Here is a 25,951-nt window from a genome sequence, read left to right as displayed (position 1 = left end):
CAATGGGAGATCGTCCATATAGTGCGAGAACGTCGGCGGCTTGGATCTTTATGGATCTTCTTAGTGAGGTTGGACGAAGAGGATGGTTTGGAGCAGGGCCGAGTGCAGATGATGGAATGGCATTGTTGTATGCCTCATTTCATATGCACCCCGAGGATGCTGACCGGATCTTCTTACTGATGCAAGAAGGCATTCGTTGCTATGGAGGTGAGACGAAATGGGTAATTGACCGACTTCAGCAGAATAGATTTATCATTTACCCGACACAGCTCGAGATGAAAGCGCGAGAGGTCGATGATTTTCAAATGGCGACGGAGATTATTCGTAACGAACTTCCGTCGCTGGAACGTGACGCTGCAAGAGACATAATTCTTCTTTCCGACGTTCTGTATCAATTGCATTTGAAGGAAAAAGGAGTGAGCTAGCTCAATGCTTGCTGTCCTGTCCTGTCCAAATGATCAATAAGGGAAGCGGGCCAATGGAATAGTCCGTTTTCTCAGAAATAAGGCGCGATTCTCGTGGACGCCGGCTGGCACGAGCCGGTCGCCCACGGGACCTGTCAGGAATTTTGTGTGCCGGGGTCGCGGTTTAGTTAATTGATCGCGTTGGTAAAACGTTCCCCAAACAGGATGGCAAACTGGTTGGCGGCCATCTTCCAAGTCCGCTGCGTGTCCTGTCCAAATGATCAATAAGGGAAGCGGGCCAATGGAATAGTCCGTTTTCTCAGAAATAAGGCGCGATTCTCGTGGACGCCGGCTGGCACGAGCCGGTCGCCCACGAGGATCGCGCCATTTTTTTGTCCACTTTTTAAGCAGATCACCATAGTTCGCGATGAATTGACGATCGCCTCCCTGGCGGCTGTGGACAGCGCCGTCACTCTTAGAAACTGCGAACTACATCACCGTCGGCGTATTTGAAACCCAGTCAGCAAGCCATCCCACGCCGCGAACCATTCCACGCGCATTGGCATGCGTCGATGCGGATCTACCCCTTGCCAAACCTCGTCTGGCGTCGCACCGTCCAAATGTGCATGCGGACGAATGCAACAATACCAATCGCGGAAGACATCAAGCGCGTTTTGCAATTGGCGCTGGTTCTCCACCTGCCAACAATCGAGTGATTGCTTCAGTGTGCCGAAGAAGCGCTCGATGCGGCCGTTCTGCCAAGGACAGCCAGCCTTGATGCGCTGATGACGAATGCCGGCAACGCGCAGCGCCCACTGAAACACGCGCGAAGTGAAAACACGCTCGTTGTCGCTGCGAATCGCAAGAGGCTTGCCATAGCGTCCAATTGCCAGGCAAAGATACCCAAGCAGCGTCCACGATGTTTTGTTAGGGAGGGTGACCAATGACAGTGCTTTTCTGCTGCCGTGATCGAGAATGCCGAACATCATGTGAAGCGTGCCCGCTGCGTCGACTTTGCCGCTCATGTCGATACCCCAGATCGCATTGCAGGGCTGGTTAGATGGGATCTGCGCTTTGATTTCGCGGCGCTTTCGCAGAATGGCCAACTGGTTATCCCGCACGGTGTAGTGGACATAGGAGCTGGAAACGGTCATGCGGCGCGATGCCGCATAGAACCTGTTGAACTGGGCTGCCATCACGCGGTTGCTGGCCTTTGGCTGCAAGGCTTTCAAGCGAATGATGGCATCCACCACCCACTGCGGTTTGCGTCGATTGGTCTGCGCAGGTTTGATGCGACGATGGCGGCGACCACCACTCTTTGGACGGCGAACAGCGAGCATCAGAGTCCAAAGGAAATGCCGGCCTGTAATCATTTGTGCCAGGTTCAGCGACAGCGCAATCGCAAGAAGCAAATCCATTGCAGAACTTCGAGATTGGAAAGGCGCGATCTTGCCACAGCTAAAGCTTGGCCGGGCGCGGCGACACCCTGATCAAGGCCAGCACCGTGCTGGCCGACAAAGACCTCAGCATCGACGCCAAAGGTGGCCTGAGCATCGTCAGTGCCGAAGAAACCAGCAAGTCAGCCAGCACCAGGGAAGAGAAGAAATCCGGCTTCAGCGTCAGCTACTCGTCGGGCAACCTCAGTACTGGCTATGGCAAGTCGAACACTTCCTCGCAAAGCGCACAGGAGACGGTCACGCAGCACGCCTCCAGCATCGGCTCCCTGGACGGCAGCGTCAAGCTCAAATCCGGCGAAACGCTGCAAGTGGTCGCCTCCGACATCGCCGCCAATGAAAACCTGACCCTGATCGGCAAGAACGTCGACCTGGCTGCAGCGCAGAACACCATGCAAAGCCAGGTGAATACCCAAGGCAAGTCCTCCGGCTTTGGCGTAGGCTTCACAGTCAACCCTCTGGCTGCCTTCAAGGACGCCTACAAGACCAGCACCGAAAACTCCAAGTCCGGCAGTTTCGTCGGCAATGAGTTCGCCAAAGCGGAAGGCGCGGCAGAAGGCGCCGCGGCTGCGCTGGCGGTGGTCAACACCCAGTTCGGCACGAAGAAGACCAACAGCACGCAAAACCACGCCACCAGCGAAGCGCGCACCAGCACCCTCCTTGCCGGCAAGGACCTGACCATCCTCGCCACCGACGGCTCGATCACCAGCCAGGGCGCCCAGATCAGCGCCGAAGGCAATGCCCTGATGGTGGCCAAGGACAGCATCAAGTTCGACGTGGCCCACAACACGGAAAGCAGGTCGCAGGACACCAAGAAGTCGGGCTTCAGTATTGACACGCGCTCGACGCAGGTGATTGGCTCGCTCAACAACAATGGCAAAGGCAACGGCGCCACCGACACCGTGACCGGCACCAAGCTGTCGGTCGGCGGCAGCACCACCATGGCCACGCAGACCGGCGACATCGCGCTGACCGGCGCCAGCGTGGTCTCGGAAGGCAACCTGTCGATCAACGCCGCGCGCGACCTGACCATCACCAGCGCGCAGGACACGCTGCACAACGCCAACCAGAGCAACAACAAGGCCATCGGCAAGGTCGCCATTTCCGACACCGAGCGCTTCTCCGGCTACCACAACGAAAAGCACAAGGACAACAGCGACCAGGTGACCCAGGTGGCGTCCAACGTCTCCAGCCTGAACGGCGACGTGAACCTGACCGCAGGGCAGAAGTACACCCAGGCGTCGAGCAACGTCCTGGCCGGCAATGACGTCAACATCACCGCCAAGTCGATCGACATCACGGCGCTGCAAAACACCGGCAGCCACCAGGAATCGAACAGCGACCTGAAGATCGGCACCTTCGCCCGCATCAGCTCACCGCTGATTGACCTGGCCAACAACGTGGAAGCAGCGCGCAAATCCGACGGACGACTGAAAGAGATGCAGCGCATGGCGGCAACCGCCAACGCCTACCAGGCCGCCAGCGCGATCAACAGCATGACCGGTGGCGCCGGCAGCGGCATCCTGGTCAAGGGCGAGGCCGGGATCGGCTTCGCCAGCAGCAGCAACTCCAGCAACGGCAGCGACAGCACCGCGCAGGGCAGCACCATCAATGGCGGCCGCAACGTCAGCCTGACGGCCACGGGCGGCGACATCCACGCCACCGGGGCCACGCTCAATGCCGGCAAGACCCTGAGCCTGGACGCAGCACAGAACATTGTGCTGGACGCCAGCCAGAGCACGCTGCACAGCGACGGCAAGAACAAGAGCTCTGGCGTTGAGGCGGGTGTTGGCTTCCAGGTCGGTGCACAGACCGGCGTGTACGTCTACGCCGCAGCCAACATGGGCAAGGGCCACAACAAGAACGACAGCACGATCAACAACAACACCGAGCTTAAAGCCGACACGATCAACATCCGCAGCAAGGGCGACACGACGCTGAAAGGCGCAACGGCAACGGCCAGCACGATCAACACCGACGTTGGCGGCAAGCTGGCCGTGGAAAGCCTGCAGGACACCAGTGCGTTCGACAGCAAGCAGACCAACGTTGGTGTACGCGTGCAGGTCGCGATCGGCAACGCGTGGAGTGCTTCGGGCAACGTGTCTCAACAAAACGGCAAAGGCACCTACGCCGGCGTTGGCCAGCAATCGGGCCTTTTCGCAGGTGACGGCGGCTACCACGTCAAGGCCGATACGATCGACCTGAAAGGCGGCGCCATCGCCAGCACCAATGCAGCCGCTTCCGAGCTGACGACCAACAAGCTGACCACGTCCAACATCGAAAACAAGATGACCTACTCGGCCAGCAACGTCAGCGTGGCTGGCGGCACTGGCGGCGGCAGCAAGTTGCTCAGGGGTGAAGATGGCAACATCCTGCCGGTAAGCCAGCAGACGCAGGCCTTCGGTACGCCCAAGGACGGCAACGTCGCGCCAGGCCTGCCGATGGTGGAGAAGGGCAGCGACAGCTCCACCACCTATGCGACCGTCACAGATGGCAAGATCACCATCGGTGGCGTGACGACCAATTCGGTCAAGGACCTGGGCATCAATACCGATGCGAGCAAAGCCAACACTGCGCTCGACAAACTGCCTGATTTGCAGAAGCTTCTGAAGGATCAGCAGGCGATGTCTGCAGCCACGGGCACCGTGATTGCGACCGGTAAGCAGATCGCCGGTGACATCGCACTCGGTGCGGCGAAAGCGCAAAAAGACGCGGAAGATACGCTGAAAAAACCGAATATCACGGCCGAGCAAAGAGCGGAAGCAGAAAAAACAATTGATGCCGCCAAACAGGTCCAGGCAGAGTGGGGTATCGGCGGCGACAAGAGCCGTGCGCTGAACGTTGTCACCGGCATTTTGGTCGGCTCGGTAGCCGGACAAAGCAGCACACAAATCGTGGCGAACGCCGCCGCGCCATATCTTGCCGCTGAAATTGGCGACTACTTCAAGAAAGAGGGCAACGAAAACCAGACGCTGCAGGACTTGAGCCATGCGGTGCTGGGCGCCGCCTTGGCCTATGCGAACGGCGGCAGCGTTGGAGGTGGTGCTCTGGCAGGCGGCGGAGGCGAACTCGCGGCCCAGGTGCTGACAAAGGAACTGTATCCGCAAGCATTCGATGCCGACGGAGTGCTGCAACGTGACAAGCTCACGCCGGAACAAGCAAATAACATTAGCACTTTATCGAGCGCTATTGGCGCTTTGATGTCTGGTACCGCAGGCGGTAGTCTCCTTGATGCCGCAGTCGGTAGTCAGATTGCGACGAATGCTGTCGAGAACAACAATTTGAGCCGGAAGCAAATGGACGAAAAGGACAAAGAGCTTGCGCTCTGCGCCCAGCGGAATCATGGCAAATGTTCGTTTACGGAAGCGACCGCCATCAATCGGAAATATCTCGCGCTGTCGAAGGAAAACGATGAGAAGGTGGCCGAACTCATAAGAGCGGCGAACAGGACTCCTGGAAAAGCGCAGAGCATTGGAGAGGAGGAAGGCTTCTTTACGTTCAACCCGGTTGGGAAGGCAGCAAAGGGCCTCGGATTAGCTGGCTATGAGATGACGGTGGGGAGTTTAGCTGGGCCTGGGAAATTAGCCATGGACGTGGTGGGCATCTCCAAAGAGCTGATTTTTGGCTCGAACGTCGATGCGATGGGTATCGAAACACCCTATATTCCGAAGTCCGATTTCCTGCGATCTGTCGTGACGAAGGGCGCACTTGCGACTGCTGGTCACTATGCAGGCGGCATGATTGACTCGGCGCCTGGCGTTTCAACTATCTTTGCTATTTACCGAAAAGATCCTGAACAACTTGGTGCATCCGCATGGTCACTCATTCCGGTCGCTGCCGAAGCAGGCGTCTTTACGAGAGGGCTGGGAACAGGAACCAGGCTGGTAGCAGGTATGGCCGAAGATGGTGCCGCGTTACCAAGAAGTGTGACCCAATTGATGGGGAGAGACGGATCGCTACTTGGTGAAATGGCGGATGGGAAATGGGGTTGGTCCCAAACGGGAGCAGTAACCAAGGTAGCAACGACTCTCGATGGTCGGGCCGCTGCTTCTTCGGCAATAGCAAAGCAGCAGACTTCGAGTCCGACGAGTTCTTCGTCCGCGATTCGAGCTCAAACAGCAAATCCTGCAGCGATTGGAGCCATTGCCGACGCTTCGAACGCAAGCAGGGTTGTCCCTGTTGAGCTGACGTTCAATGATTTCGGCCGTAGCGTTATTCCGCTGGGTGAGCTTGACGCGCGGTCAGTGGCTAACGGCGTTTCTGACTCGAAGGGCGGAAACCTTGTTACCAAAGCGAGCTTGCAACTACCTAAGGCAAATGCTGAGCCGGTTCCGACCTCAACAAATTCAGGTAATTCGTCGGCTATTGATTCAGCGGAGAACGCGGTCAATCCCTCCGTCGCGTTGCGAGAGCCAGGGCAATCGCTTTCTGGCTTGCAGAGTAACGATAACGTTGGGAAGGGTGGCCTTTCGTCAGGAGGCTCGCAAGACGCTGGTACTCGAAAACTGGGTGCAGCGGAATCTGGAGGAAATGAGGGAAGTGGCTTCATTCCAGCGAATCGCACGGGGTTGAATTATGAAACCTCAGTGAAGCCGTTGAGCACTACCGTAGAGATCGAACTGACTTCACGGCAAAAGTTTGATAAGACTACAGGCGCAGTTGTGAATAGTGTTGCGGCACGAAGCAATTTGCTCGGGACCTTCAATTCAACTAACGGCGATTTATTCATCCATTGGTACGAGACTTCTATAGTTGGTCGTGGCGTGGGGAGCGAGATGATTTCAAACGCGATTGAAGCTGCCGGTATAAATGACGTAAACTCAGTATCGGCACAACTCGGGTTGACGAATCTTAAAGCTTTTCGGGCGGCCAGAGATGCGGGGGCTACCCCTGCGGATGCTGTGTGGCAGACTCCTCTTGGGAAATCGATGCACGCAATGGGATATAAAAATGTAATCTTCACAAGCTCCGAATATGTTAAATTTACGCCTTAGAATTGATGATATGAACAAATCAGATTTAATTGCGAGAGCTGTCAACGCCGGCCGTGCCGTGGACATTCTCTTGCTCTTGGAAGGGGAGTCCGCGTATACCAGCGAAGATTTCGAAGGTGCGCCAGCGGATCGAGAGCTTGCAAAGCTGTGGACAATTGCCCAATACCATTTGAGATTTGTCTCAGAGTTTGGTAATCGCGTAGATACGATCATGAAAGATGGTAAATGGGTGAGCGCATTTCCCGACGAGTTTGCTCAATGGCTTAATGTTGGGGCGCCAGGAATTGCCATCAGTGAACTTAACAGGTACTTACACGACCATCCGTTATTGTCCTGTCCAAATGATCAATAAGGGAGGCGGGCCTACGGGCTAGCCCGTTTTCTCATGTCCTGTCCAAACGATCAATAAGGCGGCGCGTGTCAAGGTAGTTGTCGCCCGATTCAAGCAGCAATTTGCTGTCCTGTCCAAATGATCAATAAGGGAAGCGGGCCAATGGAATAGTCCGTTTTCTCAGAAATAAGGCGCGATTCTCGTGGACGCCGGCTGGCACGAGCCGGTCGCCCACGAGGATCGCGCCATTTTTTTGTCCACTTTTTAAGCAGATCACCATAGTTCGCGATGAATTGACGATCGCCTCCCTGGCGGCTGTGGACAGCGCCGTCACTCTTAGAAACTGCGAACTACATCACCGTCGGCGTATTCGAAACCCAGTCAGCAAGCCATCCCACGCCGCGAACCATTCCACGCGCATTGGCATGCGTCGATGCGGATCTACCCCTTGCCAAACCTCGTCTGGCGTCGCACCGTCCAAATGTGCATGCGGACGAATGCAACAATACCAATCGCGGAAGACATCAAGCGCGTTTTGCAATTGGCGCTGGTTCTCCACCTGCCAACAATCGAGTGATTGCTTCAGTGTGCCGAAGAAGCGCTCGATGCGGCCGTTCTGCCAAGGACAGCCAGCCTTAATGCGCTGATGACGAATGCCGGCAACGCGCAGCGCCCACTGAAACACGCGCGAAGTGAAAACACGCTCGTTGTCGCTGCGAATCGCAAGAGGCTTGCCATAGCGTCCAATTGCCAGGCAAAGATACCCAAGCAGCGTCCACGATGTTTTGTTAGGGAGGGTGACCAATGACAGTGCTTTTCTGCTGCCGTGATCGAGAATGCCGAACATCATGTGAAGCGTGCCCGCTGCGTCGACTTTGCCGCTCATGTCGATACCCCAGATCGCATTGCAGGGCTGGTTAGATGGGATCTGCGCTTTGATTTCGCGGCGCTTTCGCAGAATGGCCAACTGGTTATCCCGCACGGTGTAGTGGACATAGGAGCTGGAAACGGTCATGCGGCGCGATGCCGCATAGAACCTGTTGAACTGGGCTGCCATCACGCGGTTGCTGGCCTTTGGCTGCAAGGCTTTCAAGCGAATGATGGCATCCACCACCCACTGCGGTTTGCGTCGATTGGTCTGCGCAGGTTTGATGCGACGATGGCGGCGACCACCACTCTTTGGACGGCGAACAGCGAGCATCAGAGTCCAAAGGAAATGCCGGCCTGTAATCATTTGTGCCAGGTTCAGCGACAGCGCAATCGCAAGAAGCAAATCCATTGCAGAACTTCGAGATTGGAAAGGCGCGATCTTGCCACAGCTAAAGCTTGGCCGGGCGCGGCGACACCCTGATCAAGGCCAGCACCGTGCTGGCCGACAAAGACCTCAGCATCGACGCCAAAGGTGGCCTGCGCATCGTCAGCGCCGAGGAAGCCAGCAAGTCCGCCAGCACCAGGGAAGAGAAGAAGTCCGGCTTCAGCGTCAGCTTCAAGTCGGGCAATCTCAGTACGGGCTATGGCAAGTCGAACACTTCCTCGCAAAGCTCACAGGAGACGGTCACGCAGCACGCCTCCAGCATTGGCTCCCTGGACGGCAGCGTCAAGCTCAAATCCGGCGAAACGCTGCAAGTGGTCGCCTCCGACATCGCCTCCAAGGAAAACCTGACCCTGATCGGCAAGAACGTCGACCTGGCCGCAGCGCAGAACACCATGCAAAGCCAGGTGAATACCCAAGGCAAATCCTCCGGCTTCGGCGTAGGCTTCACGGTCAACCCGCTGGCTGCCTTCAAGGACGCCTACAAGACCAGCACCGAAAACTCCAAGTCCGGCAGTTTCGTCGGCAAGGAGTTCGCCAAGGCGGAAGGTGCGGCAGAAGGCGCCGCGGCAGCGCTGGCGGTCGTCAACACCCAGTTCGGAACGAAGAAGACCAACAGCACGCAAAACCACGCCACCAGCGAAGCGCGCACCAGCAGCCTCCTTGCCGGAAAAGACCTGACCATCCTCGCCACCGACGGTTCGATCACCAGCCAGGGCGCCCAGATCAGCGCCGAAGGCAATGCCCTGATCCTGGCCAAGGACAGCATCAAGTTCGACGTGGCCCACAACACGGAAAGCAGGTCGCAGGACTCGAAAAAGTCGGGCTTCAGCATCGACACGCGCTCAACGCAGGTGATTGGTTCGCTCAACAACAACGGCAAAGGCAACGGCGCCACCGACACCGTGACCGGCACCAAGCTGTCGGTCGGCGGCAGTACCACCATGGCCACGCAGACCGGCGACATCGCACTGACCGGCGCCAGCGTGGTCTCGGAAGGCAACCTGTCGATCAACGCCGCGCGCGACCTGACCATCACCAGCGCGCAGGACACGCTGCACAACGCCAACCAGAGCAACAATAAGGCAATCGGCAAGGTCGCCATTTCCGACACCGAGCGCTTCTCCGGCTACCACAACGAAAAGCACAAGGACAACAGCGACCAGGTGACCCAGGTGGCGTCCAACGTCTCCAGCCTGAACGGCGACGTGAACCTGACCGCAGGGCAGAAGTACACCCAGGCGTCGAGCAACGTCCTGGCCGGCAATGACGTCAACATCACCGCCAAGTCGATCGACATCACGGCGCTGCAAAACACCGGCAGCCACCAGGAATCGAACAGCGACTTGAAGATCGGCACCTTCGCCCGCATCAGCTCCCCGTTGATTGACCTGGCCAACAACGTGGAAGCAGCGCGCAAATCCGACGGCCGCCTGAAAGAGATGCAGCGCATGGCGGCAACCGCCAACGCCTACCAGGCAGCCAGCGCGATCAACAGCATGACCGGTGGCGCCGGCAGCGGCATCCTGGTCAAGGGCGAGGCCGGGATCGGCTTCGCCAGCAGCAGCAATTCCAGCAACGGCAACGACAGCACAGCGCAGGGCAGCACCATCAATGGCGGACGCAACGTCAGCCTGACGGCCACCGGCGGCGACATCCACGCCACCGGCGCCACGCTCAATGCCGGCAAGACCCTGAGCCTGGACGCAGCGCAGAACATCGTGCTCGACGCCAGCCAGAGCACGCTGCACAGCGACGGCAAGAACAAGAGCTCCGGTCTTGAAGCGGGCGTTGGCTTCCAGGTAGGCGCACAGACCGGCGTGTACGTCTACGCCGCGGCCAACATGGGCAAGGGCCACAACAAGAACGACAGCACGATCAACAACAACACCGAGCTCAAAGCCGATACGATCAACATCCGCAGCAAGGGCGACACCACGCTGAAAGGTGCAACGGCAACGGCCAACACCATCAACACGGACGTTGGCGGCAAGCTGGCCGTGGAAAGCCTGCAGGACACCAGTGCGTTCGACAGCAAACAGTCCAACGTTGGTGTACGCGTGCAGGTCGCGATCGGCAACGCGTGGAGTGCTTCGGGCAACGTGTCTCAGCAAAACGGCAAAGGCACCTACGCAGGCGTGGAACAGCAATCGGGCCTGTTCGCCGGCGACGGCGGCTACCACGTCAAGGCCGACACGATCGACCTGAAAGGCGGCGCCATCGCCAGCACCAATGCTGCCGCCTCCGAGCTGACGACCAACAAGCTGACCACGTCCAACATCGAAAACAAGATGACGTACTCGGCCAGCAACGTCAGTGTGGCCGGTGGCACTGGCGGCGGCAGCAAGTTGCTCAGGGGTGAAGATGGCAAGATCCTGCCGGTAAGCCAGCAGACTCAGGCCTTCGGCACGGCCAAGGACGGCAACGTCGCGCCAGGATTGCCGATGGTGGAGAAAGGCAGCGACAGGTCCACGACCTATGCCACCGTCACCGACGGCAAGATCACCATTGGTGGTGTGACGACCAATTCGGTCAAGGACCTGGGCATCAACACCGATGCGAGCAAGGCCAACACCGCGCTCGACAAGCTGCCAGATTTGCAGAAGCTGCTGAAGGATCAGCAAGCCATGTCGGCCGCAACGGGAACCGTGATTGCGACCGGTAAGCAGATCGCCGGTGACATCGCAATCGGCGCGGCGAAAGCGCAAAAAGACGCGGAAGAAACGTTGAAAAAGCCGAATATCACGGCAGAGCAAAGAGCGGAAGCAGAAAAAACAATTGATGCCGCCAAACAGGTCCAGGCAGAGTGGGGCGTCGGCGGCGACAAGAGCCGCGCATTGAATGTCGTCACTGGCATTCTGGTCGGCTCGGTGGCAGGGCAAAGCGTTACGCAGATCGCTGCGAATGCCGCCGCGCCGTATCTTGCCGCCGAAATTGGCGAATACTTCAAGAAAGATGGCAACGAAAACCAGACGCTGCAAAACCTGAGCCATGCGGTGCTGGGCGCCGCCTTGGCCTATGCGAATGGCGGCAATGCGGCAGGCGGTGCGCTGGCCGGCGGTGGAGGCGAACTCGCAGCCCAGGTGCTGACAAAGGAACTTTATCCGCAGGCCTTTGATGAAAACGGAGTGCTGCAACGTGACAATCTCACGCCGGAACAAGCAAATAACGTTCTCGCATTATCGAGCGCTATTGGGGCACTGCTGTCAGGTACCAATGGCGGAAGCATGCTTGATGCCGCGATCGGTGGGCAAGTGGCATCCAACGCTGTCGAAAACAACGCACTGAAAAACCCGAGCAAAGTTACCACGCTAGAGTTCCCAGAGTATCGTCGTCGGACACTCGATCAGGTTGCTGAATGTTCTAACCTGACACAATGCAAGAGTGTTGAGAGCAAACTTCGATCCGAAGCCAGCGAATTCCTCCGTATTGCCAAGAATCTGGATCAACAGGGTGATAAAGCTCGTGCGGCTGAATTGTGGGCAATGGCCAATTCGAGTATAGAAGCTGCGGAAGTTGCCGCCGGAAAATCGCATACTATCGTGCGCGAGTATAACTTGCTTCGGGTGGGCGATTTGCCCCAGGCGAAGAAGGATCTAGCCCAGACGAAGAAAGATGTTCCACAGTCGGGTTACGTGGAACTGGATCGCAGTGCTGGACAGCATCGCGACGGGGTTACCGGCGCGGCAGTCGGTTGGACACCTCCCTCAGCTGTAACTGCTTGGAGCTCTGCTTTAATCGAAAGCGATCAAGGCACCAAGGATTACCGTGCGAGGCAAGCATATGAGACTGAGCGCGCGTTGAACATTTTGACATTGCCGATGGGGGTGCTTGCACGGGGATATGCTTTGGTTGCTGGTGCGGAGGAGCTATGGGTTACTGCCCGTACGATGAATTCTGTAGCCGATGCGACGAGGGCCGCGCGAGCTTCGACAGAAGCAGTTGATGCAATGTTTGGATTGCCAAAAATTGGCAGCGAGGCTAAGGCGGCAGAAGCAGTCATGGGATTTAATTCGGCGAAGTCCGAAGTAACTCTCGGCGGCACAATGAGTAAATCGACTGTTGCACAGGGCGATTTAGTCGCGGGCACAAGCTTGGACTTCAATATTGCCGGTTCAAATAGTAAGATGCCATGGCGCCCAGGCGTCCAAAGCTGGGAAGTTCCAGCGGTGACCACGACTAACGAAGTGAAAGCGGGGGTATCGGTAGGAAATGCGTCGACGGCGTCTGTTGACCAGACTATCGCTTCTTCAGTTTCACCGAAGCCAGTGCCGTCTTTCGTGCAAGAGGCAGGGATAGCTAAATCGGCGCCTTCTACTGTTGATGCAATTGCTTCGGCTGCCAATGCAAATAGAGCTATTCCTGTCGAGTTGACTTTCGATGATCTTGGCCGCAGCGTGATTCCACAGGGCGCGCTTGATGCGAAATTAGTGGCTAATGGGACATCTGACGTACAAACGGGAAAGATAGGTACTAATGCGAGTTCGCTCCCTTCGCAGGTAGCGGGTGGGGAGTCGGCATTACCGTCAACGAATTCCGGCCGGCCGCTGATCGTCGATTCGGTGGAGAGTTCCGCAAGTGAGGCAGTTATAGTCAGCCAAACTGAGGCCAGAATTCAGGAGCTTATTGACCAAGGACACGGCGTTCAGCGGCACGGGCCTGCTGTGAGCGGCCAACAATTGAAAGAGCGTGCCGTAGAGGGCCTTGATCCCATGACGGGAACTACCGTTGACGGCGTACATGGTGGAGAGCATCAGTATGCTCGGCACGCGACCAAAGTTAAGACCAATGAGGCATATGTATTTGCTGAAGACTATGCTCGAAGGAGTCAGCAATTTATCGACGTCACGTCGGCGTCAACAACAGGGCGAGCACAAGTTGAAATCCCATTGCGTGACATGTTCGGTGATGATTTTAGGGACTTTGTTACTGGCGTTACGAGATATGGGCCAAAGAATGCCCCACTTGGTTCGGGAAATACAATCTTTGGGAAGGATTCATATATGATCATACGTTACAAGCAAGACGCAAAGGGGAGCTGGGAGTTCAACACGATGTTCCCGGAACCCAAAGAATGAGAAGGGATATTTAATGAACGAATTGCCGGAGCCAATTAGGTCAGTTTTGCGTGACTATTGTCACGTTGAGTGGTTTGAAGTTGATGAGCTTGCTGATGACGTTAAGGATGGAAGCAAGAAGTTCGATATCGTAGAGCTTAAGAAGCAATTTGAATCGCTGCTTTCGAGTCAAGATGATGTTACGCGGCTTGTGAATTCCCTCACGTTTAACGAGTTTGAATCGCTTGAAGAGGTGCATGCTTGGCTTAATGACATATATCGAGTGGTATTTGTGTCCTGTCCAAATGATCAATAAGGGAAGCGGGCCTACGGGTTAGCCCGTTTTCTCAGAAAAGAGGCGCGATTTTCGTGGACGCCGGCTGATGCGAGCCGGTCGCCCAGGAGGATCGCGCCATTTTTTTTGTCCACTTTTTATGCAGATCACCATAGTTCGCGCGAAATTGACGATCGCGGCCGCGGCGGCCGTGGACAGCGCCGTCACTGCCCCATCCACACGTCCACAAAGGATTGGGCAACAATTAAAGCAGCGATTTTTCAACGAAAGTCGCTGCTTGATGGCACCTCCACGATGCAAACCCGGCATCTTCTCCCTATGACCCGACAGATCTACCATCATTGCTCAATCAATGAGCAAAGAAAAAGTCCAGGGCGAGGAAAGTCCTGGACGATCACTCCCGTCTCCTTCCAAAGATTACCATCCGGCTAATGTCGCAACCACACGCCTTTCAATAAGCCGTCCCAGGCTTCAAAAAGGTAGGCGCGCTTTGGCCTTTGCCGATACGGATCGATGCCGTGCCAAGCTTCCATAGGTGTGCGTCCATCTAAATGATGGTGCGGCCTGACCACGTTGTACCAGAAGCAGAAGTCGTTGATGGCCAGTCGCAGTGCCGCGGAATCTTCCACTCTCAGTTGATGCAGCTTTTCCTTCAATGTGCCAAACAGCCGTTCAATACGGCCGTTCTGCCAAGGCATGCCCGGCTGACTAAATTGCTGGCGAATGCCAAGTAGGGACAATGTTGTCCTGAATATCCACGAACGAAAAATCACTTCGTTATCCGTTTTGATCACGCGTGGCAGTCCATAGCTGCCGATGGCTTGCAACAGACAGCGTAGGATCGTGACCGAACGTTTGTCAGGCAATGCCTGCATGCAGAGCGCAAGTCGGCTGCCATGGTCGATTACGCCAAGTATCGGGTGGATATTGCCCGCTTCATCGGCTTTGCCTGTCAAGTCCAGTCCCCAGATTCTGTTGCGGGGCAAATGGGCAGGTTGCTGTCGCTTCCATTGCTCGCGCAGATCGGCGATGCTGTAATGGTGCCTTTTGATGGCCAAGGCTACCCAGCTCTTACTGACTGTGACGCCGCGTTGGCTGCCATACAGGCGGTTAAAAGTGTCGGCCAGCTTCTGGCAGCTCAAATCAGTCAGGGCTTTCAAGCGGATGACTTCAGCCACTACCCAAGTTGGCTTGCGGCGGTGGTGGCGCTGTGGACTGGCACGGGAAACGCGTCGGAAACGATACGACCTAAGCCTTGCCAACAATAGCCACGCCAAGAATTGGTCGAAGAAGTGCAACAGCCAATAGAGGTAATACACGTGGACGGCAAAGGCCTAGAGGCGAACCAAATGACCAGCCGGCGTCACACCATGGCCGCCGCAATGGCATTGGCAAATGCCTGAAAACTTCGCGAGTTATTCCTGTTAGGGACCATCTCGCTGGCAATGGCGCGAGCCAGCTCCAGCTTGCGTATGCCAGTGCTGAAATAGCCCGCTTTCTTGAGAACTCGCTCCAATGCTTCCCACGTACCCCCGGCAATTGCGTCAGGGTCACGGAAGCTGGCTTTTTGGGGGATGGTTGCTGGGACTCTCGGATAGGCGGCTTGCACTGCTTGCCAATCGCCGAAGAACCAGCTTTCCAGTTCCTCAATGGCGATGCGATTTACTACTTGAAAACGCCGGCCAATGCCTGCCGCGGTTTTGGTCCGTAAGCCTGCCGCTGCCGCCATCTGTTCCAGGATCGCTTTCAACGCCACACAGTTGTCGTCGTCACGATCCACCAACACAAGAATACGCCAGCCTTCCGGTAGCCAGGACGCATATGCTCTCAGGCGAATGGGCGCTTGCTTGAGCAAATCATCTTTGCATTGGAAGCGAATGATCTGATATTCCAAGTCGCCAATTAGGTTGGGCAAAAGCCTTTCCAGTGCTGCTTCCATCGAAAATTCTTCGACGAAAACAATCAGCTTTTCCATCATCAGATGCGCCCCTTTTTCGCCGGCCGCGGAGCGCCTTGGTTGATCAAAGGATCGCCTAAGCCGAAATGCCCCTCCATCCACAGGTGCCCTAAGGACGCGCCAGCGTTCACGAACTCTGAAATACCCTGGATGTCACTTGCTCTGACTGCCTGGGTAAATCCCTGCTCATCCCTGTACAGAACTCGAACCTCCTCGGCGCGCATAGCGTTTAGCAGGAAAGGCGAGTGGCTGGTGATAAGCAACTGCGAGCGTTCGGCTGCGGCGCGGCATTCTTCGGCTAGCTCCGGCAGCAGGCGAGGATGCAGGAAGTTTTCCGGTTCTTCGATGCCAATAAAACGCGGTGGCTCCGGGTCATACAAAATGGTCAGGTAGGCCAGCATCTTCATGGTTCCGTCAGAGGCAAACTTAGAGAGCACCGGCTGCTCAAACGGCGCGTCCTTAATTTGCAATAGCAGTCGCCCGTCCGGCATTGGTTCGGCCTCTACACGTTCCAGACGTGGGATGCGGCGGCGCAAAACGGAAAAAATGTGCTCAAGGCGTTCGCCGTGTTGCTCTTTGAGATACTGGATTACATTCGGTAGATTCTCGCCGCCCTTACTCAACCGCTCTTGCGGACCAGCTTCGGGTTGATTGCGGGTCTGGTCGATCGAAAGGTACGAGACATACCAGTCTGTGATGAACTCTCGTAACGCTGCGACCCGTGGGTGCTCGGCCAATTGCCCCAAGGTGTTTACTGCAATCAAATCCGGTGAGCGGAGTGTGGTGTCCTTGCGCTGGTCTTCAGCGTCAGGCAGTTCGCCGCTTACCGCACGCCCCGCTCCGCGGCGGAAGTCCAAAAAGCGAAACGGCTGGCCATGCTGTCCGCGACGCCACTGCAACCATTCTTCGACAACTTCCGGTCCCTTCGATCCCTCATCAATCGCCAAGTGATACGTAATAACGGGATCCTTCGGTTGCTCGCGATACCTCAGCTCAAAAACGATAGGGCCCGTGGAGCCGCGGCTTTTAAGTTCTTTTCCACGGCCGCGTCGGTCCCACGCGTGACGCAAGCCAAACTGAAAGCATTCGGAGAGGAAATTAAATACATCGAAAATGGTGGACTTACCGCTTCCGTTAGGCCCAAGCAGAACTGTCATCGGCGTCAGATTGTCTAATTCGACTTTACGCAGCGCGCGGTAGTTTTCAACACGCAAAGATTCAATGCGCGGGATGCCTCGCTTCTGACCTGGCTTTGCTTGCACGCTCATCACTTTCCCTCAAATTATGATCCGCTAAGGCGGGCTCAGTTTAGACGAGGATTTTAACAGATAGGCCTTGCATTCTAGATACCGACGCCATCGGCCAGACAGTCAGCTACTCGTCGGGCAACCTCAGTACTGGCTATGGCAAGTCGAACACTTCCTCGCAAAGCGCGCAGGAGACGGTCACGCAGCACGCCTCCAGCATCGGCGCGCTGGACGGCAGCGTCAAGCTCAAGTCCGGCGAAACTCTGCAAGTGGTCGCCTCCGACATCGCCGCCAAGGAAAACCTGACCCTGATCGGCAAGAACGTCGACCTGGCCGCAGCGCAGAACACCATGCAAAGCCAGGCCAATACCCAGGGCAAATCCTCGGGCTTTGGCGTAGGCTTCACGGTCAACCCACTGGCTGCCTTCAAGGACGCCTACAAGACCAGCACCGAAAACTCCAAGTCCGGCAGTTTCGTCGGCAAGGAATTCGCCAAGGCGGAAGGCGCGGCAGAAGGCGCCGCGGCAGCGCTGGCGGTCGTCAACACCCAGTTCGGCACGAAGAAGACGAACAGCACGCAAAACCACGCCACCAGCGAAGCGCGCACCAGCACGCTCCTTGCCGGAAAAGACCTGACCATCCTCGCCACCGACGGCTCGATCACCAGCCAGGGCGCCCAGATCAGCGCCGAAGGCAATGCCCTGATCCTGGCCAAGGACAGCATCAAGTTCGACGTGGCCCACAACACGGAAAGCAGGTCGCAGGACACCAAGAAGTCGGGCTTCAGTATTGACACGCGCTCGACGCAGGTGATTGGCTCGCTCAACAACAATGGCAAAGGCAACGGCGCCACCGACACCGTGACCGGCACCAAGCTGTCGGTGGGCGGCAGCACCACCATGGCCACGCAGACCGGCGACATCGCACTGACCGGCGCCAGCGTGGTCTCGGACGGCAAGCTGTCGATCAACGCTGCGCGCGACCTGACCATCACCAGCGCGCAGGACACGCTGCACAACGCCAACCAGAGCAACAACAAGGCCATCGGCAAGGTCGTCATTTCCGACACCGAGCGCTTCTCCGGCTACCACAACGAAAAGCACAAGGACAACAGCGACCAGGTGACCCAGGTGGCGTCCAACGTCTCCAGCCTGAACGGCGACGTGAACCTGAGCGCAGGGAAGAAGTACACCCAGGCCTCGAGCAACGTCCTGGCCGGCAATGACGTCAACATCACCGCCAAGTCGATCGACATCACGGCGCTGCAAAACACCGGCAGCCACCAGGAATCGAACAGCGACCTGAAGATCGGCACCTTCGCCCGCATCAGCTCCCCGTTGATTGACCTGGCCAACAACGTGGAAGCAGCGCGCAAATCCGACGGCCGCCTGAAAGAGATGCAGCGCATGGCGGCCGCCGCCAACGGCTACCAGGCCTACAGCGCGATCGAAAGCCTGAGGGGTGGCGCCGGCAGCGGCATCCTGGTCAAGGGCGAGGCCGGCATCGGCTTCGCCAGCAGCAGCAATTCCAGCAACGGCAACGACAGCACTGCGCAGGGCAGCACCATCAATGGCGGCCGCAACGTCAACCTGACGGCCACCGGCGGCGACATCCACGCCACCGGCGCCACGCTCAATGCCGGCAAGACCCTGAGCCTTGACGCAGCACAGAACATCGTGCTCGACGCCAGCCAAAGCACGCTGCACAGCGACGGCAAGAACAAGAGCTCCGGTGTTGAGGCGGGTGTTGGCTTCCAGGTTGGCGCACAGACCGGCGTGTACGTCTACGCCGCGGCCAACATGGGCAAGGGCCACAACAAGAACGACAGCACGATCAACAACAATACCGAGCTCAAAGCCGACACGATCAACATTCGCAGCAAGGGCGACACCACGCTGAAAGGCGCAACGGCCACAGCCAACACCATCAACACCGACGTTGGCGGCAAGCTGGCAGTGGAAAGCCTGCAGGACACCAGTGCGTTCGACAGCAAGCAGACCAACGTTGGTGTACGCGTGCAGGTCGCGATCGGCAACGCGTGGAGTGCTTCGGGCAACGTGTCTCAGCAAAACGGCAAAGGCACCTACGCCGGCGTTGGCCAGCAATCGGGCCTGTTCGCAGGCGACGGCGGCTACCACGTCAAGGCCGATACGATCGACCTGAAAGGCGGCGCCATCGCCAGCACCAATGCAGCCGCCTCCGATTTGACGACCAACAAGCTGACCACGTCCAATATCGAAAACAAGATGACGTACTCGGCCAGCAACGTCAGTGTGGCAGGTGGCACTGGCGGCGGCAGCAAGTTGCTCAGGGGGGAAGATGGCAAGATCCTGCCGGTAAGCCAGCAGACGCAGGCATTCGGCACGGCCAAGGACGGCAACGTCGCGCCAAGATTGCCGACGGTTGAGAAGGGCAGCGACAGCTCTACTACCTACGCCACCGTCACCGACGGCAAGATCACCATTGGTGGCGTGACGACCAATTCCGTCAAGGACCTGGGCATCAATACCGATGCGACCAAAGCCAACACCGCGCTCGACAAGCTGCCAGATTTGCAGAAGCTGCTGAAAGATCAGCAAGCCATGTCGGCCGCAACGGGAACCGTGATTGCGACCGGTAAGCAGATCGCCGGTGACATCGCAATCGGCGCGGCGAAAGCGCAAAAAGACGCGGAAGATACGCTGAAAGATCCGAAAAGCACGGACGAACAGAAGTTGGCTGCCACAAAAGCAAGCGAAGAGGCACAGAAAACTCTGAAGGACTGGGGCACGGGCGGCGTTTACAGTCGCGCATTGAATGCCGGCGTTGGCATCCTGACCGGCGTCATGGCGGGACAGGGCGGGGGGCAAGTCACAGCGAATGCCATTGCGCCAACAGTTGCCAAAACGATTGGCGACATCGCTGGCTCACTTCAGGCAGAAGCTTTCCTCGAGGCTCGCGAGTTAGAGAAGCAGTCGAAGCAAGCGATGATCGACGGAAATCCGAAAGCGGCAGCCGAATTGGCGGCCAAGGCTGCCGAAGCGGATGCGACTGCAGCAAACTGGAGCGACAACGGCATTTACCGGGTCGGTCTGCACTCTGCAACGCAAGGGCTGCTGGGCGGGCTGGCCAACGGTCAAGCGGGGGCCCTGGAGAGCGCCGCCGGTGTCGTGGGCGGCAATCTTGGACAGCAACTCGGCGAACAGCTGGGGCGTGTCGAAGCGAAGAAGCTCGGCCTGACCGGCGAAAAGGCCGACGCCTTCATTAACGCGTATCAGAACACCGGCGCGGTTATCGGTGGAATGGTCGCAAGCACAGGTGCCGCGAGCATATCGAGCAACGCCAGCGACGTCAGTGCGTTGCTGGCTGCTGCGCAAGGTGGCCAGTCCGCGGGAACGGTGGATGATTTCAATCGTCGACTCCACTCTGGCGATCGAGAAGTTGCCAAAATTCTGGCGAAAAGAAGCGACGGCAAGTATACGGAGCAGCAAATCCTGGATGCATTGCGTTATGCCGGACTGAAGGATAGCAAGGGCAATATCATCGTTCCGGAAAACCATGCGGAAACTTTTGTTAACTCCCCTGAACTCAGCAAAGATGGCGTACCAGTCAACATTATTACCCGAGAATCGATAGTGTCCACACTTAAGGATGACGGGGAAATGCTCTTTACCAGTGGCGACGAACACACGCTGGTAGAGAAGGTGCCGACTAAGCCAAGCAATGACATGATCGCGTACATCCTCGACAATACTGGTGGTGTTAGCAGCCGATATGCTCTGACGCCGGGGCCGAACTATGTCTACACTCAGTCGGGTTATGTGGAATTTGATCGTAGCGCTGGCCAATATCGCGACGGAGCCACCGGAGCAGCCGTCGCATTTGTGCCTCCTGCAGTTGTCGACCCATGGACTCCGAGCTTAATCGAAAGCGATCGAGGTACTCAAGATTATCGAGCAAGACAAACATATGAAACTGAGCGACTCATGAATATTGCTTCGCTGCCATTGGGGTTGGCAGTTAGAGGGGGCATACTGCTCGGTGGAATAGATGATCTATGGAAATCAGTTCGTGCAGCGAATACAGTTTATCGTGAAGTGGAGCTTGCCAGTGCCGGAGGTAAGGCGCTTGGAGAATTCGACGTAGTCGTGCAGGGACTACTAATCGAGGATAAGTCTGGACGTGGACTAAAAGTTATTAATCCTCGGACAGGACAACCGCAGCAGACCGCAGTTGAATGGGCAGAGAAGCAAGTCTATGATAAAACGGTCGTACGCTTGACAAATTTGGAAGACGTTGCGGTGACTACACGGCCAGCTGCTGCTTCAGGAAGTGAAGTGGTTCCGTCTCTTGAAGAGATCAAAGGATACAAAAACTTGGTGTTTAGGATTGAGAGTGTCAGTCCGGAGTTGAAGCCGGCCGTTGAGTTTCAGCTCAGCAGATTACGAGCAAAGTATCCACTATGGAGATTTGGCGTTGAATATGGAGGAAATTAATGACTGTTTCGTTGATTGTATCGTCGCCAAAGTCTGATGAGTATCGAAACTTCTATATCCCTTTGGCAACAGAAGAGGTTTTTCGGCGTATTTGGCTGACGGCAGCGAAGGAAACTAATGCTTTTTGGTTGCCGATGTTTGAAACCGGCGTTGACGTGAGTGTCAGTGATTTTGAAGAGGTTTCTGGTGAGTTAAATTTATTGCGCCGCTGGGTTGATCATCAACCCCAGACTAATATCCCTAAGTCTGAGAAGGACAAAGTGCTTGAGCGAATTGAGGCTCTTCTAAAGGGACTGAATTCGCTAAGCCTGAATGGTAGCAGCTCACTGACAGTCTTCATTGGATAAATTGTTGCCCGTCCACACGCCCACAAAGGATTGGGCAACAATTAAAGCAGCGATTTTTCAACGAAAGTCGCTGGTTGATGTCACCTCCACGGTGCAAACCTGGCATGTCCTGTCCAAATGATCAATAAGGGGAGCGGGCCGCTTTCTCAGAAAAGAGGCGCGAATCTCGTGGACGCCGGCTGATGCGAGCCGGTCGCCTAGGAGGACCGCGCCATTTATTTGTCCACTTTTAAAGCAGATCACCATAGATCGCGATGAGTTGACGATCGCGGCCGCGGCGACCGTGGAAAGCGCCGTTACTCTTCGAACCTGCGAACTACATCAGCGTCGACGTATTCGAAACCTAGTCAGCAGGCAATCCCACGCCTCGAACCACTCCACGCGCATTGGCATTCGTCGATGAGGGTCTATCCCTTGTCAAACCTCGTCCGGCGTCACGCCGTCCAAATGTACATGCGGCCGAATGAACATCATGTGCGGACTTTTCCCATTCTGTGGTCGTTGACGCGGTAGCGACGAAAGCGGGAAAATCTGAGGTGGCAAGTCGTGACCTCACGGAAGCCGTTATGATGAGATAGCCTGGCCGAGATTTTTGCATAAAACGTTACAGGAGAGGTCATCGTACCTAAGAAGCCAATTGAGCCTTTATTTACATATCAATTTTCCTAAAAATCTGGTCAGTGCGGCAATGGTACAACAAGAAAAAATTCCGTGTGTTTGTCGAGTTGGCCGAGAGTTCGAAGTTATCATTTCTCACCCGCTACCGGAGGTAATTGGTTTGGTACAAGGCTGGGACCGGGATTTGCTAGAAGAGCGGGCCATGGCTGGAGGCGGAGGGCAATACACCCATTATGAGAATGGAACTATTACATTGGAGGAAGTGCAGCCCAATATTTATAAGATTGTCAATCTCGCGCTCTTTTATGCACGGTTTGGTTGGTGTCCTATACTAGAAAATAGACAATATTCTCCACCTGGAAACTTCTGGGATGACGAAGAGGACACAATTGGGAGATAGACTCTATCACGACTCCCGCGCGGGGTAAGCAATGATTGATGCTAGAACAATAGATTGGCTGGTGAAGCTCGTAACCTCATTTGACGAGATGGGCTTTGCGGGCAAGGACTTCTTTTACTTGATTAAAACGATGTTGATGGAGCAGCGTATTTCATTTAATGAAATGCTGTCCTCTGCTGCTCAAGGCGTTGGAACTCGAGTGCATGAGGGGTTAGAGTTCGTTCTCGAAGAGGATTTAGATCATCCGGACGAATTTGATGGGGTCGTATTCGTTATTGGTGAGTACGAAAGCTCAATTTTGCCGATTGCTGACTATGTCTACCTGATTGAATTATTATGTCGCTCTTATCTGCTCGAATTCCCAAGTGAAGAAAGCAGAATTTTGGCGAATTTAGATCGAGTAAGATCACGATACTTCGATGCGACGAACTCATCCGAGCCCAATGAACAATAGTGTGGTCCTGTGCAAATGTTTAATAAGCGAAGTGATTCGTTTAAAATAGTCCGCTTTCTCAGAAGTAAACTTAAACAAGGTAGCGGAAGACGCCTTTGTCGCGGCCCCCAGTGTCAAAATAGTTGTCGCTCCGATAGATCTGAGAAAATGGGGGCGATAACAGGAGTGTGAAGTGGCACGGTACGGACAGGAATTTAAGGATAAGGCGGTAGCGCGTTTGTTGCCGCCAGAGAGCGCGTCGATCAAGGATGTCGCCTTGTCGATTGGCGTGAGCGAATCGACATTGGAACGCTGGCGCAGTGAAGCGCTGGCCAATCCGACGCAACGCCGCGAATGGACGCCCGCCGCGCGGTTTGAAGCGGTGCTGGCGACGTCCATGATGGACGAGGCAAACAAAGGCGCTTGGTGCCGCAGTAATGGCGTCTATCCGCACGAGCTGGCAGTGTGGCGCGAGCATGCAATCAATGCTTTAGCCGAACCTGGAGAGAAGCGCGTGACTGCGGCAGAGGCCAAGCAAGACAGGCGCCGCATCAAGGAACTGGAACGCGAGATCCGCCGCAAGGACAAGGCGTTAGCGGAGACGGCAGCTTTGCTCGTGCTATCAAAAAAAGCCGAGGCGATCTTCAGCAAGTACAAGGCCGAGGACGAATGATCGGACTCGAAGATCGCCAAGTCATGGCCCGAGATATCGCCGACGCTTGCCAGGCCGGTGCACGCCTGAGTGAGGCATGTGCCACAGTCGGCTTGAATGCGCGCACCCTGCAACGCTGGCAAGCGCACGGCGGCTTGGAAAACGGCGACCGCCGGCCGACGGTAATACGCCCTCTGCCTTCGCATGCGCTGACGGAGAACGAACGCGCTGCCGTTTTGGCCGCCGCGAACGAACCGCGTTTTGCTGACATGCCGCCGGCTCGCATCGTCCCCATGCTGGCCGACGAGGGCGTCTACTTGGCCAGCGAATCGACATTCAGTCGTATCCTGCGCGCCCATGGTCAGATTCGCCATCGCGGTCGGGCCAAAGCGCCGCGTCGGCAGCGGCCACCGACCACACATATCGCCACTGCGCCCGGCCAGGTCTGGTGCTGGGATATGACCTATTTGCCGGCTCGGGTGGCGGGCCGCTGGTTTTACCTCTACTTGATCCTGGATCTCTACAGCCGCAAGATCATTGGCTGGGAGGTGCATGCCGAGGATGATGCCGACCATGCCAGTCACTTGGTGCGCCGCACCGCATTGGCCGAAGGCGTCGCTATGAACCGCAACAAGCCAGTGCTGCATGGCGATAACGGTGCCACACTGAAGGCGACCACGGTGTTAGCCATGCTGCATTGGCTGGGCATCAAGCCTTCTTACTCGCGCCCGCGTGTGAGCGACGACAACGCGTTCGCCGAGGCACTGTTCCGCACCGCAAAGTATCGCCCGGAATTCCCATCGGGTGGCTTCGCCGATCTGGCCGCCACGCGCGACTGGGCCGCCCGCTTTGTGCAGTGGTACAACGTCGAACATCGACACAGCGGCATTCGCTATGTCAGCCCCGCACAGCGCCATGCTGGGCAAGACAAGGCTATTCTGGCAGCGCGGCATCAGCTCTATTTGGCTGCCCAGGCGCGCCATCCGGCCCGCTGGTCGGGCAATACGCGCAACTGGGCACCTTGTGGCGCCGTTACCTTGAACCCAGAGCGCGATCACGTCGTTTCCACCAGTGCAAAGGAGAGCCATACTCAGCAAATTGCTGCTTGAATCGGGCGACAACTACCTTGACACGCGCCGGCGGCGCAAGGGGATTATCAATTCGGCACCGAAAAGTCGGCTATGCGCGACTGGCTGGATGACTGACCTGGTCAATCCCAGTTGTGCCCAGTGTCGTGATTCTTCTCCAAATGACCATAAGTGAAGCGAGCCGTGGGAATAGTCCGTTTTCTTTGAAGTGAGGAGTGATTTTCATGGGCGCCGGCTGATACCAGCCGGTGTTTGCAAGGGGGCGCGCTTTTTCTGACCCATGTTGTGTAGATTCCAATCAATATGGTCGGTGCGCCACCTCGGCGGCTGTTCTTGCCGAAACTGCAAATAGCGGCATCGTCGCCGTATTCGAAAGCCAGTCAACAATACAGGCCGCGCCTCGCTTCCTGTGCTGCGGCGCTTGGCCTGCATTGGTTTGGCGCGACGATAGGCCAGAATTCTTTGGCTCCACCAAATGCCTAGCATCTGACTCCAATGGAAAATGCCAATAGGTCAACGCATCTCTTGCGGCGATCATGTGCTTGAGCAAGAGATATTCTCACCAAATGTCACTAAATGACGGCAAGCTCGTTCAAATGTTGGGCTATTTGTTCTAAAAGCTTAAGGGAATGTAAGCCGGACAATTGATTTTGGGGCGATGCGCCGCTATACTTCATAGCTGTAAAAAATGCATTGATGAAATGTTTGGTGCCATTGTGTAATTGCTCTGCCGCATGCACGGCCAGCCAATTGCCCGCAAACGAACCCTTCAATTAAGTAGTCGCCGTAAGTCTGGAAGCCTCGTCCGCCGCCCTTCATGCGGGTGGGGGGCGCGGCCGACGTCCTGCACGGACCCGCCGCCTGGTCGGTGGGCTCATCAATGTACC

16 protein-coding genes are annotated in these 25,951 nt (G+C 56.4%); 10 read left to right on the top strand and 6 right to left on the bottom strand.

Annotated elements, in window-relative coordinates:
- Positions 1-2 precede the first annotated feature (2 nt).
- Positions 3-425 carry a hypothetical protein gene (locus ACN9MY_RS20085; RefSeq protein ID WP_426318425.1) on the top strand — a complete coding sequence of 141 codons (423 nt, stop codon included), beginning with the start codon at positions 3-5 and terminating at the stop codon, positions 423-425.
- A gap of 473 nt (positions 426-898) precedes the next feature.
- On the opposite strand, the gene ACN9MY_RS20080 is transcribed toward ACN9MY_RS20085, so the two are convergent.
- Entirely contained in the window at positions 899-1,822 is a 924-nt protein-coding gene (locus tag ACN9MY_RS20080; RefSeq protein ID WP_426318424.1) for an integrase core domain-containing protein, read from the bottom strand.
- Positions 1,823-1,869: 47 nt separating this feature from the next.
- Between ACN9MY_RS20080 and ACN9MY_RS20075 the strand changes: the two genes are divergently transcribed.
- Complete coding sequence (locus ACN9MY_RS20075; protein WP_426336031.1) at positions 1,870-6,852, top strand: hemagglutinin repeat-containing protein; 4,983 nt, start codon at positions 1,870-1,872, stop codon at positions 6,850-6,852.
- A 10-nt stretch (positions 6,853-6,862) separates the two neighbouring features.
- Positions 6,863-7,204 carry a hypothetical protein gene (locus ACN9MY_RS20070; protein WP_426318422.1) on the top strand — a complete coding sequence of 114 codons (342 nt, stop codon included), beginning with the start codon at positions 6,863-6,865 and terminating at the stop codon, positions 7,202-7,204.
- 334 nt (positions 7,205-7,538) lie between these two features.
- Here ACN9MY_RS20070 and ACN9MY_RS20065 read toward each other — a convergent pair whose 3' ends face one another.
- Positions 7,539-8,462 carry an integrase core domain-containing protein gene (locus ACN9MY_RS20065; protein ID WP_426336030.1) on the bottom strand — a complete coding sequence of 308 codons (924 nt, stop codon included), beginning with the start codon at positions 8,460-8,462 and terminating at the stop codon, positions 7,539-7,541.
- Between the two features lie 47 nt (positions 8,463-8,509).
- Here ACN9MY_RS20065 and ACN9MY_RS20060 point away from each other — a divergent pair, with 47 nt between their 5' ends.
- Together ACN9MY_RS20060 and ACN9MY_RS20055 are read left to right on the top strand one after the other, a co-directional pair.
- The gene (locus ACN9MY_RS20060) at positions 8,510-13,573 is read left to right on the top strand and encodes a hemagglutinin repeat-containing protein (protein WP_426336029.1); all 5,064 of its coding nucleotides are present in this window, start codon (positions 8,510-8,512) and stop codon (positions 13,571-13,573) included.
- Positions 13,574-13,586: 13 nt separating this feature from the next.
- The gene (locus ACN9MY_RS20055; RefSeq protein ID WP_426336028.1) at positions 13,587-13,868 is read left to right on the top strand and encodes a hypothetical protein; all 282 of its coding nucleotides are present in this window, start codon (positions 13,587-13,589) and stop codon (positions 13,866-13,868) included.
- A 407-nt stretch (positions 13,869-14,275) separates the two neighbouring features.
- On the opposite strand, the gene ACN9MY_RS20050 is transcribed toward ACN9MY_RS20055, so the two are convergent.
- From ACN9MY_RS20050 to ACN9MY_RS20040, 3 genes are all read right to left on the bottom strand, one after another.
- On the bottom strand, positions 14,276-15,007 hold the full coding sequence (locus ACN9MY_RS20050; protein ID WP_426318420.1) for a transposase: 732 nt from the start codon (positions 15,005-15,007) through the stop codon (positions 14,276-14,278).
- Positions 15,008-15,210: 203 nt separating this feature from the next.
- Entirely contained in the window at positions 15,211-15,825 is a 615-nt protein-coding gene (locus tag ACN9MY_RS20045) for a DUF4276 family protein (protein ID WP_426318419.1), read from the bottom strand.
- Positions 15,825-17,072: an AAA family ATPase gene (locus tag ACN9MY_RS20040; RefSeq protein WP_426318418.1), complete on the bottom strand. Its 1,248-nt coding sequence runs from the start codon at positions 17,070-17,072 to the stop codon at positions 15,825-15,827. The genes ACN9MY_RS20045 and ACN9MY_RS20040 overlap by 1 nt, the downstream gene beginning before the upstream one ends.
- A gap of 50 nt (positions 17,073-17,122) precedes the next feature.
- Between ACN9MY_RS20040 and ACN9MY_RS20035 the strand changes: the two genes are divergently transcribed.
- The 5 genes from ACN9MY_RS20035 (at position 17,123) to ACN9MY_RS20015 (ending at position 25,085) form a co-directional block, all read left to right on the top strand.
- Positions 17,123-21,526 (top strand): hemagglutinin repeat-containing protein, encoded by a 4,404-nt coding sequence (locus ACN9MY_RS20035; RefSeq protein ID WP_426337648.1) that lies wholly within the window; start codon positions 17,123-17,125, stop codon positions 21,524-21,526.
- On the top strand, positions 21,526-21,873 hold the full coding sequence (locus tag ACN9MY_RS20030; RefSeq protein ID WP_426336027.1) for a hypothetical protein: 348 nt from the start codon (positions 21,526-21,528) through the stop codon (positions 21,871-21,873). The genes ACN9MY_RS20035 and ACN9MY_RS20030 overlap by 1 nt, the downstream gene beginning before the upstream one ends.
- Positions 21,874-22,510: 637 nt before the next feature.
- On the top strand, positions 22,511-22,891 hold the full coding sequence (locus tag ACN9MY_RS20025) for a hypothetical protein (protein WP_426318416.1): 381 nt from the start codon (positions 22,511-22,513) through the stop codon (positions 22,889-22,891).
- A 31-nt stretch (positions 22,892-22,922) separates the two neighbouring features.
- Positions 22,923-23,345, top strand: a complete 423-nt coding sequence (locus tag ACN9MY_RS20020; RefSeq protein ID WP_426318415.1) for a hypothetical protein — start codon at positions 22,923-22,925, stop codon at positions 23,343-23,345.
- Between the two features lie 172 nt (positions 23,346-23,517).
- Positions 23,518-25,085, top strand: a protein-coding gene (locus ACN9MY_RS20015) for an IS3 family transposase (protein WP_426336026.1) whose coding sequence is annotated in 2 segments (ribosomal slippage) — positions 23,518-23,956 and positions 23,956-25,085 — 1,569 coding nt in all. Because the reading frame shifts where the segments join, the coding sequence is not laid out codon by codon here.
- Between the two features lie 551 nt (positions 25,086-25,636).
- Here the strand turns inward: ACN9MY_RS20015 and ACN9MY_RS20010 are convergent.
- Entirely contained in the window at positions 25,637-25,837 is a 201-nt protein-coding gene (locus tag ACN9MY_RS20010; protein WP_426318414.1) for a hypothetical protein, read from the bottom strand.
- Between the last annotated feature and the right edge of the window lie 114 nt (positions 25,838-25,951).

The organism is Pseudoduganella sp. R-31 (assembly GCF_049913235.1).
In the GTDB taxonomy this organism is placed as follows: domain Bacteria; phylum Pseudomonadota; class Gammaproteobacteria; order Burkholderiales; family Burkholderiaceae_D; genus Rugamonas.
This window is presented reverse-complemented; position numbering and strand designations above follow the sequence as displayed.

What these genes read in the sequence shown, in the direction of transcription:
- ACN9MY_RS20085 (WP_426318425.1), top strand. Translation starts at nt 3, where the DNA reads ATGGGAGATCGTCCATATAGTGCGAGAACGTCGGCGGCTTGGATCTTT.
- ACN9MY_RS20040 (WP_426318418.1), bottom strand. Translation starts at nt 17,072, where the DNA reads ATGAGCGTGCAAGCAAAGCCAGGTCAGAAGCGAGGCATCCCGCGCATT.
- ACN9MY_RS20065 (WP_426336030.1), bottom strand. Translation starts at nt 8,462, where the DNA reads ATGGATTTGCTTCTTGCGATTGCGCTGTCGCTGAACCTGGCACAAATG.
- ACN9MY_RS20055 (WP_426336028.1), top strand. Translation starts at nt 13,587, where the DNA reads ATGAACGAATTGCCGGAGCCAATTAGGTCAGTTTTGCGTGACTATTGT.
- ACN9MY_RS20070 (WP_426318422.1), top strand. Translation starts at nt 6,863, where the DNA reads ATGAACAAATCAGATTTAATTGCGAGAGCTGTCAACGCCGGCCGTGCC.
- ACN9MY_RS20030 (WP_426336027.1), top strand. Translation starts at nt 21,526, where the DNA reads ATGACTGTTTCGTTGATTGTATCGTCGCCAAAGTCTGATGAGTATCGA.
- ACN9MY_RS20045 (WP_426318419.1), bottom strand. Translation starts at nt 15,825, where the DNA reads ATGATGGAAAAGCTGATTGTTTTCGTCGAAGAATTTTCGATGGAAGCA.
- ACN9MY_RS20020 (WP_426318415.1), top strand. Translation starts at nt 22,923, where the DNA reads ATGATTGATGCTAGAACAATAGATTGGCTGGTGAAGCTCGTAACCTCA.
- ACN9MY_RS20080 (WP_426318424.1), bottom strand. Translation starts at nt 1,822, where the DNA reads ATGGATTTGCTTCTTGCGATTGCGCTGTCGCTGAACCTGGCACAAATG.